Here is a 19977-nt window from a genome sequence, read left to right as displayed (position 1 = left end):
ATGACCAATCGAATTTATAAGGTACTCCTAAGTGTCATCTGTTTTATCGGCTTGGGCTACTCCATTCAGGCCCAAGAGGTTCCGTTTACACCTAGATTGGATGATAGCGGGAATACCTATTTGAATATAAAGGGTGATTATACCTTCCTGTCCAATAGTGTGATGAATAGTGTATCCAACGGGCATGATGTAAACACACCTTATAATGGAAATGGTAGTAACAACAGTCTGCATGTGGAGTATGTAGATATTGATTCTGACCCAACCACATTTAACTCGAGTAGTTCCACACTTTCATTACCCTCTTGTTCACAAATTTATTGGGCTGGTCTTTATTGGGCCGGTAATTACGATGTAGAAAGAGATGGTGATCATAGAAGTAGGTATGTAAGTGGGTACACGGATGACCCCAACCATTACGACGTAACAGAGGTAAAACTAAGAGTTCCCGGGAGTGCAACTTATATAGACCTTCAAGCTGATACGGCTCCAGACCCTGTGGGCGAGGAAGATGATATTATCGTAAACGGATATAATATTCTTCCTAATGACCCTTATGTGTGCTACAAAAACGTAACCAATATTCTTCAAGGATTGGCAGATCCAACCGGAGACTATTTTGTTGCCAATGTTAGGGGTACAAGAGGTGCTACAACCTATGGTTGTGCCGGTTGGACCTTGGTTGTGATATATGAGAACCCAACATTGCCGGGTAGATACATCTCTGTATTCGATGGGTACGAAGGTGTTACTACGCAATCAGGGAACAGAACAGCAGATATTAACGTTAATGGATTTAATACTATTCCCGTTGGTCCAGTAAACGCAAGAATTGGTGTTAGTACCTTGGAAGGTGAAACTTCACTTTCTGGAGATACATTTGGTATTGTTTCCAACAGTAGCTCTACTTTCACAGATATTTCCAACGCAGCAAATCCAAATAACAACTTTTTTAACTCAACAATTTCCGAAGATGGGGCCAATGTCACCTCTAGAAATGTGAGTAGTACAAACGCCATTGGATTTGATTCCGATGTCTTTGATTTGAACAACCCCGGAAATAGTATTATTGATAATGGTGATACCGATGCCACTCTTCGATTGGGCACAAATGGTGACTGGTTTGCCTCTTTTTTGGTGACATTCGCCGTGGAAATCATTGAACCTACAATTGTTCTGGAAAAGAAAGTTGAGGACATTGGCGGTAATGATATAACAGGCGCGGGTGTAAATCTAGGTCAATACCTGGATTATGTATTGTCATTTGTAAATACGGGAAATGATGATGCCACAAACTATACAATTCGAGATGTGCTCCCTGCCAACGTTGATTTGGACACAGCAACTATTACCATGCCTGCTGGTGTAACTTACACCTACGACGCAGCAACAAGGGAGGTGGTGTTCAATATCCCAGACAATCTTGTAGAAGAAGGAGATCCTGTTTCCGAAATACGAATGCGCGTTCAGGTTGCAGAAAACTGTTTTGATTTTGTAGACGCTTGTACGGACATCATTGAGAACCTTGCCTATTCAACCTATGAGGGTGTCATTAATTCCAATCAGATAAGTGATGACCCCAGTGTATCGGATTTTGATGATTGTGGATTTACCACGCCCGGGGCAACTAACTTTCTATTAGATGACCTTTCCGCATGTAATTTTACAAGAACTGTTGAGCTTTGTGGTTCCGACGTCCTATTGGATGCCGGTGACAACTTTGATGCTTACATCTGGTATCTTGACCAAAATGGTGATAACCTAATTGATGCTGGGGATACCGTGCTAAATGATGGTGACTCTGATGGCGACCCTAGTACATTCTTGGTAGATGCACCAGGAACCTATATGGTAGACAAGCAAGTTGCTGACCCTTGTAAGGACTTTACCGAAATCATAATCGTTGAGCTTTTTGCGGCAGGCTCCGGACTTACAAATCCGATTACGGCCTTAATCAACGACACTTCAAATTCCGTTGATGGCCAAATTGTTGTATGTCCTAACGATGGTAGTGAGTTGCCTGAGGTATTCTTGTGTGGTCTCAATGACACAGAATTGATACAGGTAAACATTCCTGATGCAGATAGCATAGAGTGGGAGCAGTTAGACGAAGCGTCTTGTGCCGCCTCGATTGCGGGCTGTGCAAACACTGATAACTCATGTACTTGGAATAACGTAGGTAACGGTAACGATTTCTTGGCTTCTGCCCCGGGCGAATATCGCTTGGTTGTAAATTATCAAAATGGATGTTTTAGAAGGTTCAACTTCAACATCTACCAAAATCCACTAGATCCACAATATACGTCCAGTGATATTATTTGTAATACTGACGGTAATATTACAGTAACCAACATGCCTGTTGATTACGAGTTCCGATTAATAGACCAAACCACTGGGACGGTTTTAGTTGGATACAATCCTAACCCAAGTTTTGACATAACCACAAATGGCGCTTATACCGTTGAGATGAGGCAGCAAGGCGTAACCGATGGTTGTGTGTTTGTTTTGGACAACATCGGTATCCTTGATAGGGACTTCCAGGTTGACGTTACTACAAGAGATACAGACTGTAACGGTTTAGGGGAGATTGCGATCTCGGTTCTTAATGTAGAGGCGCAATATTATTATGAAATTTCACAAGGCGGAACTGTCGTGGACACCCATGGTCCATCTGCTGACAACAATTACACCTTCCAAAACCTTAATGACGGAGTTTATGACGTTGATGTTACTACAGATGATGGTTGTGTTTACAATGAACAAGTAACAATTAACGATGTAACGGACTTAGCAGTAACAGCAATTACCACAAAGAACATAGACTGTACTGACGGTATCATAACTGTAACTGGTTCTGGCGGTTTCCCAAATCCAGATTATGCCTACGCCATTTGGAGTTATAATGGAACAGATTTATACGCAAGTGTAGGTGATATCCCTGGAGGAGCTTTCCAATTCACAAGTGATTTCAACTTCACCAATGGAGAAGAAGGTGACTATGAATTTGTTGTTGTAGATGGTAATAACTGTTCATTCATCTCTAATAGTGTTTCTATTGTCGTAGCGCCTTCGATAGTCTATACAACTGCAGCTACAGATGAAACTTGTTTTGGCATTGCAGACGGAACATTTGCCGTAAACGTTACCAATTCCAACGGGTATAGTTTGTCCTATACGTTAACATATCCAGACACTTCTACAGCGAATAATGCCTCGGGCTTGTTTACAGGATTGCCTCAAGGGGCTTATTCATTGACCATTACACAAACACAAGGTGCGGTATCTTGTGATTTTATAGAGACTTTCAATATTGGAGGGCCTACCAGCGGTGTTGCCGGAGATGCAGTTTTGATACAAGATTATACCTGTTTACAAGATGGAATAATAGAAGTTCAAAATGTAGCTGGTGGTACGGCCCCATACGAATACAGTATAGATGGCGTCAACTTTGTTAGTGGCGCAGGAGCTGAAACCTTCTCAAATTTGACAAACGGTTCTTTTGATATTACTATCCGTGATGCGAACAACTGTACGTTTACAACCAACGCAATAACTTTTGACCCCCTAAATCCCCCCACGGACTTAACCTTTTCTGCTAGCACACCTGTTTGTCCAGCATTAACTTCCGATGTAACCGTAACAGCTGTTAACGGCAATGCTCCATTTGTGTTTGAAATTACGGCGCCAGCACCAGTTGCTGCCACATCCATTACCGGAGCATCAGCAGATTTTGATGCGCTTGCCCCGGGGACTTACACCTTCCGGGTTACGGATAATAAAGGTTGTGTTTATGACGAATCATTTACAATCAATCCGGTCTCACAAATTTCTGTTGTTGGAAACCTAGTAAGTAATATTACTTGCTTTACGGACACGGATGGCGAAATTGACTTCATTGTTAGTGACTTCAATACAGATTACGATTATTCGGTGACAGGACCAGCCAATTTCAATGGTAATGCTCAAACAACTGGCACTATTTCCTTAACGGGCCTTGATGATGGAACCTATACGATTGTAGTTACAGATAATTTAACAAACTGTACCGCTACAACGGATGTTACCGTAAATGCTCCTTCAGCAGCATTGACCCTGAATGCATCTGAAGTACAACCAACCTGTATCGCTGATGGAAGTGTAACCTTAACTTCAACAGGAGGTTGGGGAGGCAATTCCTTTACTTTGACAAATCCAGACACTACGGTTTTTGGGACCAATAGTACCGGTGCCTTTACGGGCTTGGTACAATCAGGTTCGTATACAGCAACTGTAACAGATGTTAACGGATGTGTCGTCACAACAAACTTTACTTTAAATGCGGCAGTTCCTCCGGCTTTAGCAATTGTGCCTAACAGCGCCTGCTACGACGATGCTGTTGGGCTAACCCTTACAGCAAACGTTACCTCGGGCGGTGACGGAAACTTTGAATACAGTCTTAACGGCGGAGCTTTTGGAACAAACAATGTTTTCGCGGGACTCACCTCAGGCACCTATACCATCGATGTAAGAGATGGTAACAGTTGTACAGATAGTGCATCCATAACTGTTAATCCAGAGCTTACCGTTCTTGCTTCTGCGCCCAACATCACGACGTGTGGAACAGACACTGATGTGTTGATTACAGCTGCAGGTGGCGACAATAATTACGTCTATGCCATTGTAGCTGATGGAGTTGCGCCTACCCCTGGTGATTTCGGAGCAGCAAATCCAATTACCATCACAGGTGCAGGTGACTATGATGTTTATGTGCGTGATAATAATGGCGGGGCTGGATATTGTGAGGCTAACTACGATTTGTCCATAGCTCAAGATGCTCCTCTAGGTCTAGTTATATCAGACACAGGAATCCTTTGTAGTGGAGAAGCGCAAGCAACAATTTCGATAACTGCATCAGGTGGAGAAGCGCCATACGAATACAGTATTAACAACGGTGCAACTTACCAGCCCTCAAACACTTTTGTAAACCAATTGGCGGGCAGTTATAATATTAGGGTTAGAGACGCCAACAATTGTGATATAACCCAGATTTATAATATTTCAGAACCATTGACCCTTTCTGCATCAGCGGCTGTAACACAACTTGCTGAATGTAACCCTGGTATTGGTGCAGAAGTTCGAATCACCAATGCCCTTGGTGGTACGGCTCCATATGAGTATAGCTTTGATGGAGGTTCTAACTATGCGGCCACTTCCATTGGGTACTTGTTACCTGGTTCCCATACGGTATATATCCGTGATGCGAATAATTGTACCTTCCCAATGAATGTAATCGTTGATCCTGAGCCAACGCCTCCTGGAGTTACTACGGCCATAGACTACGAATGCGACGGCGAAGGAACAGTAACGGTTACTCCTGATAGCGCCACCTTTGATTACACTTACGAAATTGATGGAAATCCAAATACGCCAGCAACGTCAAATGTTTTCAATGACGTTACCGTAGGTTCCCATACAATTACGGTTAACTATACAAGCAATGTACCTCCAAGCCCAAGTGTTTTGTTACTTGAAAACTTTGGAGCTGGTCCAAATACCTCAATTACCGAAGTTGACCCGAACTACTGCTACGAGCCTTTGGATGGCTCTGGAATTGGTTGTAATACTTCCCCAAATTCTTTATCAAATGGGGAATACACGGTAACCCAAGTATTAACCAATCCATGGAGCGGATGGAGACCTCCAAACGACCACACCGGAAACCCGAATGGTCGCTTTCTAGCAATTGACCTGGGAACCGTTGTTGGATTAGACGGGATTATTTACGCCAAAAGAAATATTGAAATCATTCCAAATCGAGATTTAACCATTTCAATGGAGCTATACAATATGGTTAGGGACACTCATGGTGGAACTCAAAATGACCCAAATGTTCGAATTGAATTGGTTGATCCATTCGGCACCGTTATCGATTTCATTGCTACTGGTAATATTCCAAGAAACACAAACGCTGACGATTGGCATAACTACTCCGTGGATTTGAACCCAGGAGCGAACACCAACATTGATGTGGTAATAAGAACCAACATCAACACCAATCATGGGAATGACCTAGCTATTGATGATATTCAGGCATTCCAAACTCCTGAAGTTTGTGCTGGTACTTTAACCGTAGATGTAAATATTGAAGCTGGTAATGCCTTTGAAGCAAGTATAACATCGTTTAATGATATTAGCTGTAATGCTGGAAATGATGGAAGCATTTCTTTTGAAGTAGAAAACTTTGATGCGGTCAATGGATTTGAGTACCAAGTAAATGGAGGTGGGTACTCTGCACCACAGACCGCTAGTCCAATTACAATTCCAGCTTTAGCTGCTGGTAATTATACGATTGAGGTAAGGGATGTGTTGGACAATTCATGTATTGTAACACTGAACCAAGCCCTATCCGAACCTACTCCAGTTGCCACAACAGCTAGTACAACATCGGTGATGACATGTACAAATGGCGGCGCAACAATTACTGCTTCGGCATCTGGTGGAACACCAAATTACGAGTTCCAACTTGAAGATGGTGTTGGTGGAATCATTGCTGGTTTTGACTATGCAACCAACGGTAACAATTCAGTGTTTACTGGTTTGGCGCCAGGAGATTACATCGTTAGGGCCAGAGATACAAATCTTTGTGAAGATCCTATCGACGCGGCAATTACCATAGTGGCGCCGACTACATTGACATTTACCACCACCCCTACCGCATGTTACAGTGGGGCTAATGATGGAACCATACAGGTGGATGTAACTGCCGGAAATGGTGACTATCAATTCAGTATTGCAGGAGGACCTTGGATTACTCCAACCCCTGCCTCTGCTACAACACACACGTTCTCCAACCTCGCTGCAGGAACATATACAATTGATGTTAGAGATGGTTTTGGCTGTGCCGGAGTGCAACAATCCGTTACTATTAATGATCAATTGCTGGGCGCGGCTGTATTGACACAAGATTTGACCTGTTTGGTTAACGCCTCAGTCACAATAAACACTTCAGGAGGTTCCGGAACATATTCGTATGAGTGGTCAAATGATGGTGGAACCAACTACTTCAGTACAAATTTTGTGGCCAACGTGTTCACCACTGCCACTGATGGAACTTACCAATTTAGGGTAACTGATACCACCGCTCCAACGTCATGTACGATTGTTACAAACGCTGTTGTTGTTACGCCTGCGGACACGCCTGTAATTACCTCTGTGGTGCCCACAGATGTGGTGTGTAATGGAAATACGGATGGTTCACTTGCTGTAACCATCGATACCACAATTGGTGTCGGTCCATATGTAATAGAGGTCATCGAAACTACCGGTCCTACCAACTACGGAACACAAACAACAAACTTGCCAGCTGGTAACTATGAGGTAAGGATTACAGATGCAAAAGGATGTGTTTCTGCGCCTACCGCTGTTTCCATAGCGGAACCTGCGGTAATCGCGCCAAATACAGTTAGCACCAATTTACAATGTACCCCTTCCGGAACAGAATTAGGAACTATAACTGTTGACGCTTCTGGTGGAACGGCAGCATATATTTACAATGTATACAATGCGGACTTTAGTGTTTCCATGTCTTATGACACCTCAACTGGAACCAATGATCACACTTTCACAGGACTTGATTTTGGTGACTACACGCTTAGCGTTACAGATGCAAATGGGTGTCAGGATTTAAGCACAGTAACCATTACGACTGGTCCTGATGTTTTGATTGCAACCCAAGGAACAGCAGGATGTACTCCTGGTAGTGGTGAAATGTTGGTTGAAGCTCAAGCTTCAAATGGAACACTTGGTGTTGGTACTTTCTATTTTGCAATATTTCCAGCGCCCGCGTTCAATGCTTTAGACCCTGCATGGTTCCCAGAGGATCCATCTCCACCTGCACCAGCCAATTCACATTTGTTTACAGGATTGACGCCAGGTGTAACCTATACGTTTATCGTACATGATTCCGATACAAATTGTGAATATGTACAGGAAGCAACTGTACCTGTTTCCTCTACTTCAGCATTGGCGGCAACTATTGACGCAACAACCAATATTACGTGTACTGGTGCAGCAGATGGTATTGTGGATTTTACAGTTTCTGGCTATGGCGGTTCAGATGTATCCTATGAAATTTTTGCTGCGGTAACCAACACAACTACTGGAATTACTGGAACTATTTCAGGTGTTGTTGGTGGGCCAGAGACAGACACAGCAACAGGGTTGGCCCCTGGTGAATTCTATATTCTTTTTACGGAAACCAACGGGCCGAATACGGGTTGTGTAATGGCTTCTCCTCCATTTGTAATAGAACAAGCGCCTATTCCATTAGACGTTTCCGCTACCTCAACCAATGATATTGAATGCGCGGATACAGGTACAATAAGTGCAAGTGCTCAATTCGGAGCTGGTACCTATGAGTACCAACTAGAGCTACAAACAGCTGCTGCTCCTACTGCTGCAACATGGACAGGTACTAACACCAATGGTCTTTTCTCTGCCTTGGCTAACGATGATTATACGGTTTATGTAAAAGATGCGAATGACTGTATAGACCATTTTGATATAACGGTTGGGTTGGATCCTAGACCTGAAGTAAGTTTGGCTGTTGTCGACGAATGTGTTGCCGAAGGTACCTTTGAAGTACTTGTAACTTTGACGACTCCGGGTAGTTCACCATATCAGTTAAGCGTTAATGGTGGGCCCTATCAAAATATTACGTTTAACGGTTCCAATCAATATACCGTTTCCAACTTGAGCTCAGGACTTGGTCAAACCATTTCCGTAAGGGCCGTGGATGGTTGTGCAGATACCGATCCGTTCAACATTCACCCTCCGTTGCAATTTAATGCCACTTTAGCCACGCTGTTGGATTGCCAAACAGCACCTAACAACAATGCTGAAATTGCAATAGATGTAACCGCGGGTTCAGGTTCTTATGATTATGAAATAGATGGTCCAGGTGCAGTAGATCAGGCAAGAACTGCAATGGGAGGTAGCTCTTTGGTGTGGTCTGACGCTAGTGTGGCCGGTTCCTATACGGTAACGGTTTACGATACTTCCACTTCGGTTCCAAACTGTCTTGGTTCGATTATCGTTGATGTTCCAGCCTTGGTTACCCCAACATTTAATATTGATTCATTTACCGACGTTACCTGTAACGGAGATGATAATGGAACAATTGATGTTTCGGCTGTGGACAATGGGATTGGACCATTCACCTTTGAAATCATTTCAGGTCCTGGTAGTGGAGCAGCTTTCCCAATTGCACCTACCTCAAACACAACAACTACCGCCTCCTTTAGCGGACTTGAAGGCGCGGTTGCCGGTATAACGTACACTATTGAGATTACCGCTGCCAACGGATGTACATTTACACAAACCCAGGTTATTTCTGAGCCTGATGTAATTGCGAATGTCAACACTTCAGTAGTTGAATTTGGATGTGCTACAGGAAACAACATGGACAATGCAACAATCACAATTAATGCAGCGTCCATAACTGGAGGCAGTGGAAACTACGTAATCTATGAATTCATCAATGACCAAGGTACGTTGCCTACAGGTGATGATGTTGTAGTACAATCTGGTGCCAACAATATATACACGGAAACAAATACTACGGGGGGTAGTTATATCATCAATGTTTACGATGACAACGGTTGTCTGGGCACAACAAATGAAACCATCAATGCCTTTGATGAATTACTTTCTACAAGTGTTTCAATTGATGCTGCCGCAACTTGTGTTGTCGGTGAAGAAATCACAATTACTGCCACTGGTAGTATAACAAATTCAACTACTACGCCGGCAAACTATGAGTTTAGGTTATTGCCTGCTGGAGCGTTCCAACCTTCAGGTAGCTTCACAGGGTTGACGGTTGGTGTTCATAATTTTGAGGTAAGAAATACAATTACCGGTTGTATCATAGGAGCAACACATACTGTTGTTGACCCAGAAATCTTGGATTTAGTAGTATCCAACACAAGCGATGTTACTTGCTTTGGTGACACTGATGGCACGGTGGAATTGGATCTGCAAGATGCCGCAACACTGACCTATGCCAGTGCAACCACCTATACATTGTATTACGATGTTAACAACACTCCTGGAAATCTTGCTGACGATACGGTCACTGCGGGAGGTGATGCAGATGGAAACTTTACAATTACTGGGCTAGCTGCAGGTAATTACTATATTGAAGTAACCGACACCAACCCTCCTGGTTCTGCTTGCGTTTATGCGGAAGCTTTTGCAATCCTTGGGCCAAATGTGGGTATTTCTGCCAACACTCAGGTTACAGCGGTTACTTGTGCATTAAATGATGGTGTAATTGAGGTAATCAATCCAGCTGGCGGATGGGGAGGCTACACTTACTTTGTGGACTTGGCTTCCAACCCAGCCCCAACATTCCCTGCAAGTTATCAAGCAGCTCCACAATTTACCGGACTTGCTGGCGGTGCAGGAGCGGGAACTGATTATCAAGTTTGGGTAGCTGATACCAATGGATGTGAATTCCAGTTGCCAAACGTAAATCTTGTTGACCCAACCGCAATTACAGCTACACTGCAAATCAATCAAGAAAATTGTACTGCGCTACAGGGTGAAATTGAAGTTGTTGGTACTGCTGGTGGTCAAGGAATCAATTATAGCTATCAACTAGTAAGAAACAGTGTTGATGTTGGTTCACCCAAAACAGGAACTGTATTCTCTGGCTTAGGTGCCGGCTCTTATGAGGTTAGAATAACAGATCAATGGTCATGTTCAACTACAATTGGTCCTGTTGTCTTGCTTGACGAGATGGTCGCAACCGCCGCGGTGGTAAAACCAATAGATTGTACTGTTGATCCAGGCGGACATATTACCATTACTGTAAATGGAGGTTCTGTTAACCTAACTTATGATGTTTTGTTCCCTGATGCAGTAACTACAGCAAGCAACGCAACAGGTGTGTTTACAGGTTTAACGCAGGCGGGAACTTATACATTCACTGTTACAGACGGGGATACTGTTACGCCATGTACTGTTGTGGTTACCCAGGACTTGGATGCTCCTGTGGTTCCAGTAATTGACAATGTTGCAATGGACCCGGTTAGTTGTAATGGTGGTTCTGATGGTATTCTGACTGTGGAATTAAATCCGGCGTCTGCTGTTAACCCTATTTACAATTTTGAACTATATGAGATGTCCAACCTTGTAGTTCCTTATAGGGCTGCACAGGCAAGTAATGTCTTTGATAATCTTCCACAAGGGGATTATAGAGTAAGGGTAATTTCCTCTAGATCTTGTGATGCGTTCTTTGATCAAACAGTAACTGAGCCAACGGCACTAAATGTTTCTGCTTTGGCCACGGCATTTGTTTGTAATACCAGCAATGCGGTAAATACTTCAACCATTACTGTCACGGCTGCTGGAGGCACGGGGCCATACTTGTATAGTATTGATAATGTGAACTTCCAAGCTTCAAATACTTTCGAAGTGGTTGATACAGGAGTTGTACAAAACATCACCGCCTTTGTTACCGATGCAAACTCATGCGCACAAACAGCTGTGGTTGCACCGATTCAACCAATCAATGTATTCACTGTGGCTGTAACACAGAACACTGCAATAAGTTGTGCGAATCCGGAAGAAGTATTGGTAACCGTTACAGATGATGGTAATCCTGGAAACACATATACCTACGAATTGTTGCCTGTGGGTAATCCGTTGGGAAGCCTTACCAGTAATCCAACGAATGTGACGGCCACATTTGAGCTTACCCAACCTGGAAGTTATACCATAAGGGTAACAGACAATACAACAGGTTGTTTTGTGGACGCGACACCTTACGATATCGCTCCTTATGATTTGATTGATGTGGTGGCGACACCAACCGCACCAGCAATTTGTTTTGGTGATAGCAATGGTGCTATGGAAATCAATGTTACAGGATACACCGGTACTTACGATTACGAAGTGTTTAATGGGGATGGAACTACTACGGGTGTGACTGGTTCTGCAAACACCACCACTAATCCGTTGAGTATCCCTGGATTCTCAGGTGGAAACTATTTTGTACGTGTAACACAAACAGCAAATCCACTTTGTGTTGAAGATTCCAACACCATTACAATTGCATCACCAGACATGGCTTTGGCTGCAACTCCTATAGAAGTAGCCAATGTTACCTGTGCAGACAACCTAGGGGAAATTGAAGTTTCACCAACAGGTGGTTTTGCTCCTTATGATATTCAATTGACGAATACAACTACGTCCCAAGTGTACAACATTTCCAATGTGGTAAGTTTTGTTTTCCAAGGGCTGTCCGCAGGATTATTCGATGTTGAAATTACGGATAACGCGGGTTGTACAATCAATGAACCTATTACCTTAACTGCGCCAACACCAATTACAGCAGATATTGACGCAACACCTACAAATTTGGTTTGCTATGGTGATACCAATGCAACGGTTACGGCAATCAACGTATTGAACGGAAGAGGTGTTTATCAATATGTGTTGAATGTGTACGATTCAGCTGGAACTACAATTATCAACAGTTCTGGTGCACAATCCAACCCAGCGTTCAACAACTTAGGTGCTGGAACCTATAGTATTACAGTTTCCGATGGATGGAGCTGTGACATGGAAACGGTTCAGGTAACTATTTCCGAACCTGTTGAGGTAATGGCAAACCTGATTCAATTGTCGCCATTGACATGTACTACCCAGGGACAAATTGAACTTTCCGCCGCTGGTGGTACAGGACCATACCAGTATAGTACTGATGGTGTATTGTATACGAACATGGCGGGTGGCAATACCCATACCTTCACGGTTCCTGATGGCGCTTACCAGTATTTTGTAAGAGATGCTTTTGGTTGTGAGGCCATGATATCCAACCAGGTAACAGTTGACCCAATTGTGCCATTGGACGTATTAATTGATGCTAGTGCTGCAACGGTTAATTGTACAGGAGAGGCTTCTGCAATCATCCTGGCAAATGCTGTAGGTGGATTAGGCAACTATTCTTATGAACTGTTCAGTGACCCAGGATTGACAAGTTCAGTGGCTGGTCCTCAGAATACAGGTGACTTTAGAAACTTAATCGCTGGAACCTATTATGTGCATGTTACAAGTATGGACTGTCAGGCTACAAGTATTCCTATCGATATAATTGACCCTGCGCCATTACAAATTGATAGACAAGAGTCTACCGACGTTACTTGTTCTGGATTGGAAGATGGTACGATAACCGTGGAAGTTTCCGGAGGAACAGGAGATATCTTCTATGCCATAACACCTAACTTAGATCAGTTTGATACCGTTGGAACCTTTACGGATTTGGCTCCAGGTATTTACGATGTAATTGCTCAGGATAGAAATGGATGTTTTGAAACCTTCCAATTCGAAATTGAACAACCAACTCCTATTCAGGCTCAAGCCATCAATGTTATGCATGAGGTTTGTTTCAATAGTGCCGATGGAGAATTTGAGTTGGATATTACTGGTGGAACCGCTCCATATTTCACAAGTTTGAATTCCAATGCCGATGCTGACTTTGTTCAAGATCAGGTATTGTTCCAAAACTTGCCAGCTAGTACACATGTGGTATTTGTACGTGATGCCCAAGGTTGTGAGACCAATGTAATCGTAGAGATTAATCCAGGTGTGAACTTAGCCGCAGAAGTAACTCCAGTTTACGAGTGTGATGGTAACCTGCCAACGAACAGATTGGATATTGTATTTGAGGATACCACTGTACTTGCAGATGTAATGTACGCCTTGGATTCAGCAGATCCAAATGATTTACAGTTAACAGCCGATTTTATAAACATAGCTCCTGGTGATCATTTCTTGACCATTGCACATTCAAATGGATGTATCAACACTGTTGATTTCAGCATCACAGGATTTGAACCTTTGACATTGTTGTTGGAAAATAACAACATCAATGAAATTACTGCGGTTGCCGGTGGAGGATTGGAAGATTACACCTTCATTTTTGATGGTGTTGATAACGGTACAGACAATACCTATATCATTAACAGAACTGATACGTATGAAGTAACCGTTATTGACCAAAACGGCTGTGAAGTAACCATGGAAATATTTATGGAATTCATAGATATTGAAGTTCCTGATTTCTTTACTCCTGATGGTGACGGACTTAACGATCGCTGGTTACCAGACAATTTAGAAGCCTTCCCGAACGTACTAATGATCATTTTTGATCGTTATGGTAGAGAGCTCTATCGTATGGGATATGGCGATGCCGGATGGAGCGGAATCTACAATAATAGTGAGCTTCCAACCGGTGATTACTGGTACATCATCAAACTTCAAGGTGAGAATGATGATCGCGAACTAGTTGGACATTTTACCCTATATCGACAGTGATAGTTTAACCTACAGCATCATGTTAAAAAAACACATAGCCCCAATCCTCGTATTTCTAATCACCTTTGGTGGTGCTGCCCAGGAATTGACCATTCCGCAGCTATCGCAATATATTGCGGACAATCCTTTTCTGATGTCCCCAACCTATGCAGGTATAGGTGATCACATTAAAGTGCGATTAAATGGTCTAACGCAATGGGTGGGTATTGAGGATGCCCCGGATACCCAGACTTTGGCTGCAGATGCCAGAATTGGAAACAGATCTGGTCTGGGAATGTTGATGTACAACGATAGCAACGGAGAAACCAAACAAAGAGGTGCAAGGGTTTCTTTTGCACACCATCTTACTTTAGATAGATATGAAGATATCTTTTTATCATTCGGAATTTCATACAACTTCAACCAGTTTAGGATAGATGTAGAGAATTTCACCGACTTTAACGGGCAACGGCCAACTGATGATAAGTCAACGACCAATCACAATTTTGACGTGGGAATGCTTTACCGTTATAAAAAGTTCTTCGTGAGTGTGAATGCATCCAATATCCTGAATAAGAATTTGGAGCAATTCAATCCTGTTTTTGAACCTAACACACTAAGAAACTATTATGCCTATGCGGGGTATAGTATTTCCAAAAGCAAAAACAGCAAACTGGAAGTTGAACCTTCAGTATTTTACCAGTATTTTGAAAGTGATGGTCGATCAGTTACTGATTTGAACGCAAAGTTCAGGTTCCATGATTTTGAGGATTATTACTATGTTGGTTTGACCTATAGATTCCTGAATGATCAGCTGGGTACGCCATTATACATAGCACCAATTGCAGGTCTTAAAAAATCGAATTTTTATTTCGGTTATTCCTATCAAATAATCACCAATGAAATACTTGGCTACAGTACCGGTACTCATGTTGTAACCGTGGGTATGGACCTTTTCCAAGGTATCAGTAACTGTAGGTGTATGTATTAATTAGCTTGTTTGACCTATTTTTGTCGCACCAAAACAAAATGGTGTGGGAAAAATCAAGCTTAAAAACATCCGAGTTCATTCCAATCATGGATGTTTAAAGGAAGAAATGCTTATTGGAAGTGACTATCGTGTGGACCTGGAAGTTTATGCCAATTTGTCCCAACCTGCACAATCCGACAAGCTGGATGAAACAGTGGATTACGTTCACCTCAACAATATTGTAAAAGAAGAAATGGCGATACGCTCCAATTTATTGGAACATGTTGCCAAGCGTATTATAGATCGGGTTTTCCTAGAACTTCCAGCAGTGGAAAATGCTGAAATCGAAGTAGCGAAAATCAATCCTCCAATTGGTGGCGATGTACAAAGTGTTGCTGTTGTTTTAAAGGCTGAAAGACCCAACTAAAGGTTTGGGTAAGCTAAAAAAAGTAGTACATTTGCAGCCTAAATTGGCATCGTGGCCGAGTGGCTAGGCACAGCTCTGCAAAAGCTTGTACAGCGGTTCGAATCCGCTCGATGCCTCATCAAACCCGACATTAAGTCGGGTTTTTTTATTCGCTGATACGTTCTATTCCCTCTTTGATATCAAATTTTTCCTTAGGTAAAAATCCTTTGATGATCAAAACGATTCCGCAAACAATAATAACCAATCCTAAAACCTTCTTGATTAGAACGATACGCTCTTGGGTCAAATATCCTTTCAGTTGCTTTGCCAGTAGAATTTTCACTAAATCCGTAGCAAAATACACGATGATCATTGTACTGAAAAATACCATTATACGATTAGGATCATTATCCAGACTAGGACCAACAATTACAATCAATCCCAACCAAAATGCCAACACGCCTATATTGATAAAGTTGAGTAGAAATCCTTTAACCATCAAACCCATATAATTCCCTTTTGAAGCTTTTAATTTTTCTTTCTTAGATGCCTTTTTCACAAAAATGACAATACCATAGACCAGTAAAATCATTCCACCAAAGACAAACAAACCTGGTTGATTACTGAGATTTTCCAAAAGTTGAAAACTACTGAAATAAGCAATCAATAAGAAAACGATATCTGCAACGATTACCCCAAAATCAAAACTTACACCCGCCCTAAACCCCTTTGTGGCGCTTGTCTCCAAAAGCACAAAAAAAACCGGGCCAATCATAAAGGCCAATAAAAATCCTAAAGGTATAGCTGCCTGAATATCTTCCAACATATCAATCCATCCGAATTATTTTTCCGCCAAAAACAGTTTTTTCATCCATTTTTAAGGGGTCACCATAAACCAATACTTCCCCACCTGCCTTTACATTGGCTTTTACATAATCTGTTGCATAAATTTCTGCATTTCCACCAGCATTTACGCTAACTGTTGTAAACTTTGTTTTAAACTCCCTTCCTTCATAGGTACCACCAGTGTTGATGATCACATCTTGGTTTTCGGCAAAACCTTTTACTTCAATTTCACCTCCAGTGATAGCTTTGAGCAACAATTGTTCTGTTTGACAATTGATTTTAAGTTCACCGCCTTCTTGTGCCCGTAAATCCAAAACCTGTTGTTCAAAGACATCCTTTGAAGCGATTCTAGCATCTTCATTAACATCAATTACAACAAGCTCATCAGTATAATATAGGTCGATAAAGGTTCGGTACCCACTGAAAATCTTATCGATTTCCATACGTAATTTCAACACACCCCGATTATTGACAATGGCTACTTTATCAACATGAGCGCCTTTAATAATGGCTTTGTTTTCGTCTGACTTGATCAAATTGATGGATAAGCCATCAAATCCTTTAACCTCTGTAAAACCATTCAATGTTTTGGTCAAGGTTTCCTCTTGACCGTATCCCATCTGAAATACAAAACACAATAGCACTAATTTTAAAGTCTTCATCTTCAAAAAAAATATGCTTTTTATCTAACAATAGTTATTCCAAATTTCTTTTTCCCAACAAGGAAAAATCCAAGTGTCTTTTAATTAAATCCGTAGCCTTCACCATCACATATACCTCATCACCAAGTTGGTACGTTCGCTTGGTACGCTCTCCTACAATGGCAAAGTTACGTTCATCATAAATATAATAGTCATCCTTTATATCCCGGATGCGCACCATGCCTTCGCATTTGTTTTCAATGATTTCAACATAAATACCCCATTCCGTGACTCCGGAAATAACACCCAAGAACTTTTGGTCATTATGGTCTTCCATGAATTTTATCTGCATGTATTTGATAGAATCCCGTTCTGCGCTGGCCGCCAATAATTCCATATCTGAGGAATGCTTGCATTTGTCTTCATACAAGGTATCTTTTGGTGGTTTTCCTCCATCAAGATAATGTTGTAACAAACGATGTACCATTACATCTGGATATCTTCTAATAGGCGAAGTAAAATGAGTGTAGTATTCAAAGCCTAATCCATAGTGTCCTATGTTATCCGTGGTATAAATGGCCTTGCTCATACTCCGGATGGTCAATGTATCCACAAGATTTTGCTCTTTCTTCCCTTTTACATCCTTCAGAAGCTGGTTTAAAGAGCTGTTTAAGCTCTTTTTATCCCTTAGGTTAATACTATGTCCAAATCTGGAAATAACCCCATTTAAGGCCATTAATTTCTCTTCATCCGGTTCATCATGGATTCGATAGACAAACGTCTTTTTTTGTTTCCCAATAAACTCAGCAACTTTTCTATTGGCCAATAACATAAACTCCTCAATCAGCTTATTTGCATCTTTTGATTCCTTGAAATAAACACCTTCAGGTTCGTTCTTGGCATTCAGATTGAAACGGACTTCAATCTTATCAAAGGAAATAGCTCCTTCATCCATACGTTTTTTACGCATGATCTTAGCCAATTTATCGTAAGTCAAAATTGCTTCAACTATCTCATCTGAAACAACATAAGCATCCTTACGAATTGAAATTGCCTTTGGTATTTCAGCGGACTTGGTCTCAATAATTTGTTGTGCTTCTTCATACGCAAACCGCTCATTGGAGTTGATTGCCGTACGCCCAAACCATTGGTTGATAAGCTTGGCATTTTCATCCATTTCAAAAATGGCCGAAAATGTATATTTCTCTTCATTTGGCCTTAAAGAACATGCTAAATTGGAAAGTACTTCGGGCAACATAGGTACCACCCTATCCACTAAATAAACGGAAGTGGCACGTTCATAGGCCACATCTTCCAAAATGGTATCTGGTTGCACATAATGCGATACATCTGCAATATGCACCCCAATTTCATAATTACCATTCTCCAATTTTTGAAAGGACAAGGCATCATCAAAATCCTTGGCATCTTTAGGGTCAATTGTAAAGGTGAGGACATCCCTCATATCCCTTCGCTTGGCAATTTCCGATTCTTGGATGCTGGTATCCAAGGTCTTGGCATATTGTTCTACCTCATAAGGAAATTCATATGGCAAGCCATACTCTGCCAAAATGGAATGTATCTCTGTATTGTGTTCTCCAGGTTTTCCCAGTATTTCCACTACCTCTCCATAAGGTGAATCGGCATCATTTGGCCAATCACCCAATTTTACCAATACCTTGTCCCCATCCTTGGCTTTTTTTAATTTTTCCAATGGAATAAAAATATCGGTGTACATCTTCGGGTCGGTAGGTCGAACAAACGCAAAAGTCTTCTGCTTGTCCACAATTCCCACATAAGAGGATTTTCTTCGCTCCAGTACTTTCGCGATTTCCCCTTCCGGTTTTTTACCATTTCTTCTTGGTCTTAGAAAAACTTCAACCGTATCTCCATGAAAAGCCTTGTTTAATTTATTGTAGGGAACAAATACATCATCATCAAATTCTTCGGTTATGATATACGCATTGCCACTTGTAGTTAAATCTACCTTTCCAGTATAGTAAGTATGAAGTGAAGGTTTCTTCTTGAACTTTCCGCGCTCTACTTCCAATATCCGTTCCGTTGCTTTTAGCTGCCCTAAACGTTTGATCAGTGCATTCCTGTCTCGTGTATCAGATATTCCAAGTTTTGAAGCTATCTGTTTGTAATTGAAGCTCTTGTTAGGTTCTTTTTCTAGAACTGTAAAAATGCCTTTGGTTATTTCATTCTTCCGCTGACTACTTGCTCTTTTCTTCTTTTTTGACATTAACAGTTTAATTTTTTGAAAATTACGAATTATAATCCTTGACTATAGTAAGAAGATATACGAAACCAATTCACAAGCAGATTTATCAACAATACTTATTATTCTCTTTTTTCTTTCTTTTTTAAAATTTATTAAAATGATGATGATGATAGGGTGTTGAAATGTGGAATAAATTTTTGACAATAAACTTGCGATGAACACAATCTATTTTTTGTTCACAAAATATACCAGCAAAATAAATGTAGAAATCAGCACATTAGAAATCTTATAAACGACATTTGATAAGTATTGTTAACATGAATTTATTGAAAACTAGAATTTAATTTAATGTTAATTAGTCTGAAAATTTGTGGGCTTTACGTTGATTAAATTTTAATGAATTCACTTGTTGAATATGAAATATTCTCTGTAATGCTATTTTATTTTCAATATTCAAAATTTACTTTAACGAAGTTTTCTACGAAAGATCAACAATTGGCCCATTTTCTCAATTGGTTGATTTTTAAATGAATGGAAAATGATAATGATTTTT

6 protein-coding genes and 1 tRNA gene are annotated in these 19977 nt (G+C 41.3%); 4 read left to right on the top strand and 3 right to left on the bottom strand.

Features of this window, described 5'->3' with window-relative positions; all coding sequences use genetic code 11:
• The 4 genes from M3P19_RS09520 (at position 1) to M3P19_RS09505 (ending at position 15850) form a co-directional block, all read left to right on the top strand.
• Positions 1 to 14358, top strand: a complete 14358-nt coding sequence (locus M3P19_RS09520; RefSeq protein WP_249657434.1) for a T9SS type B sorting domain-containing protein — start codon at positions 1 to 3, stop codon at positions 14356 to 14358.
• A 19-nt stretch (positions 14359 to 14377) separates the two neighbouring features.
• Positions 14378 to 15328: a PorP/SprF family type IX secretion system membrane protein gene (locus tag M3P19_RS09515; protein ID WP_249657433.1), complete on the top strand. Its 951-nt coding sequence runs from the start codon at positions 14378 to 14380 to the stop codon at positions 15326 to 15328.
• 43 nt (positions 15329 to 15371) lie between these two features.
• Positions 15372 to 15734, top strand: a complete 363-nt coding sequence (gene folB / locus M3P19_RS09510) for a dihydroneopterin aldolase (RefSeq protein ID WP_249657432.1) — start codon at positions 15372 to 15374, stop codon at positions 15732 to 15734.
• A 45-nt stretch (positions 15735 to 15779) separates the two neighbouring features.
• Positions 15780 to 15850: transfer RNA gene (locus M3P19_RS09505), tRNA-Cys, on the top strand.
• Positions 15851 to 15879: 29 nt separating this feature from the next.
• On the opposite strand, the gene M3P19_RS09500 is transcribed toward M3P19_RS09505, so the two are convergent.
• The 3 genes from M3P19_RS09500 to rnr are packed head-to-tail and all read right to left on the bottom strand — an operon-like array spanning position 15880 to position 19445.
• The gene (locus M3P19_RS09500; protein ID WP_249657431.1) at positions 15880 to 16539 is read right to left on the bottom strand and encodes a LysE family translocator; all 660 of its coding nucleotides are present in this window, start codon (positions 16537 to 16539) and stop codon (positions 15880 to 15882) included.
• Between the two features lies 1 nt (position 16540).
• Positions 16541 to 17221, bottom strand: a complete 681-nt coding sequence (locus M3P19_RS09495) for a head GIN domain-containing protein (RefSeq protein WP_249657430.1) — start codon at positions 17219 to 17221, stop codon at positions 16541 to 16543.
• Positions 17222 to 17255: 34 nt separating this feature from the next.
• Positions 17256 to 19445, bottom strand: a complete 2190-nt coding sequence (gene rnr, locus M3P19_RS09490; protein WP_249657429.1) for a ribonuclease R — start codon at positions 19443 to 19445, stop codon at positions 17256 to 17258.
• Positions 19446 to 19977: the final 532 nt, after the last annotated feature.

Source organism: Flagellimonas spongiicola (assembly GCF_023502425.1).
GTDB classification, from domain to species: domain Bacteria; phylum Bacteroidota; class Bacteroidia; order Flavobacteriales; family Flavobacteriaceae; genus Flagellimonas; species Flagellimonas spongiicola.
The sequence above is the reverse complement of the archived record's forward strand: the minus strand, read 5'-3'. Positions and strand labels throughout refer to the sequence as shown.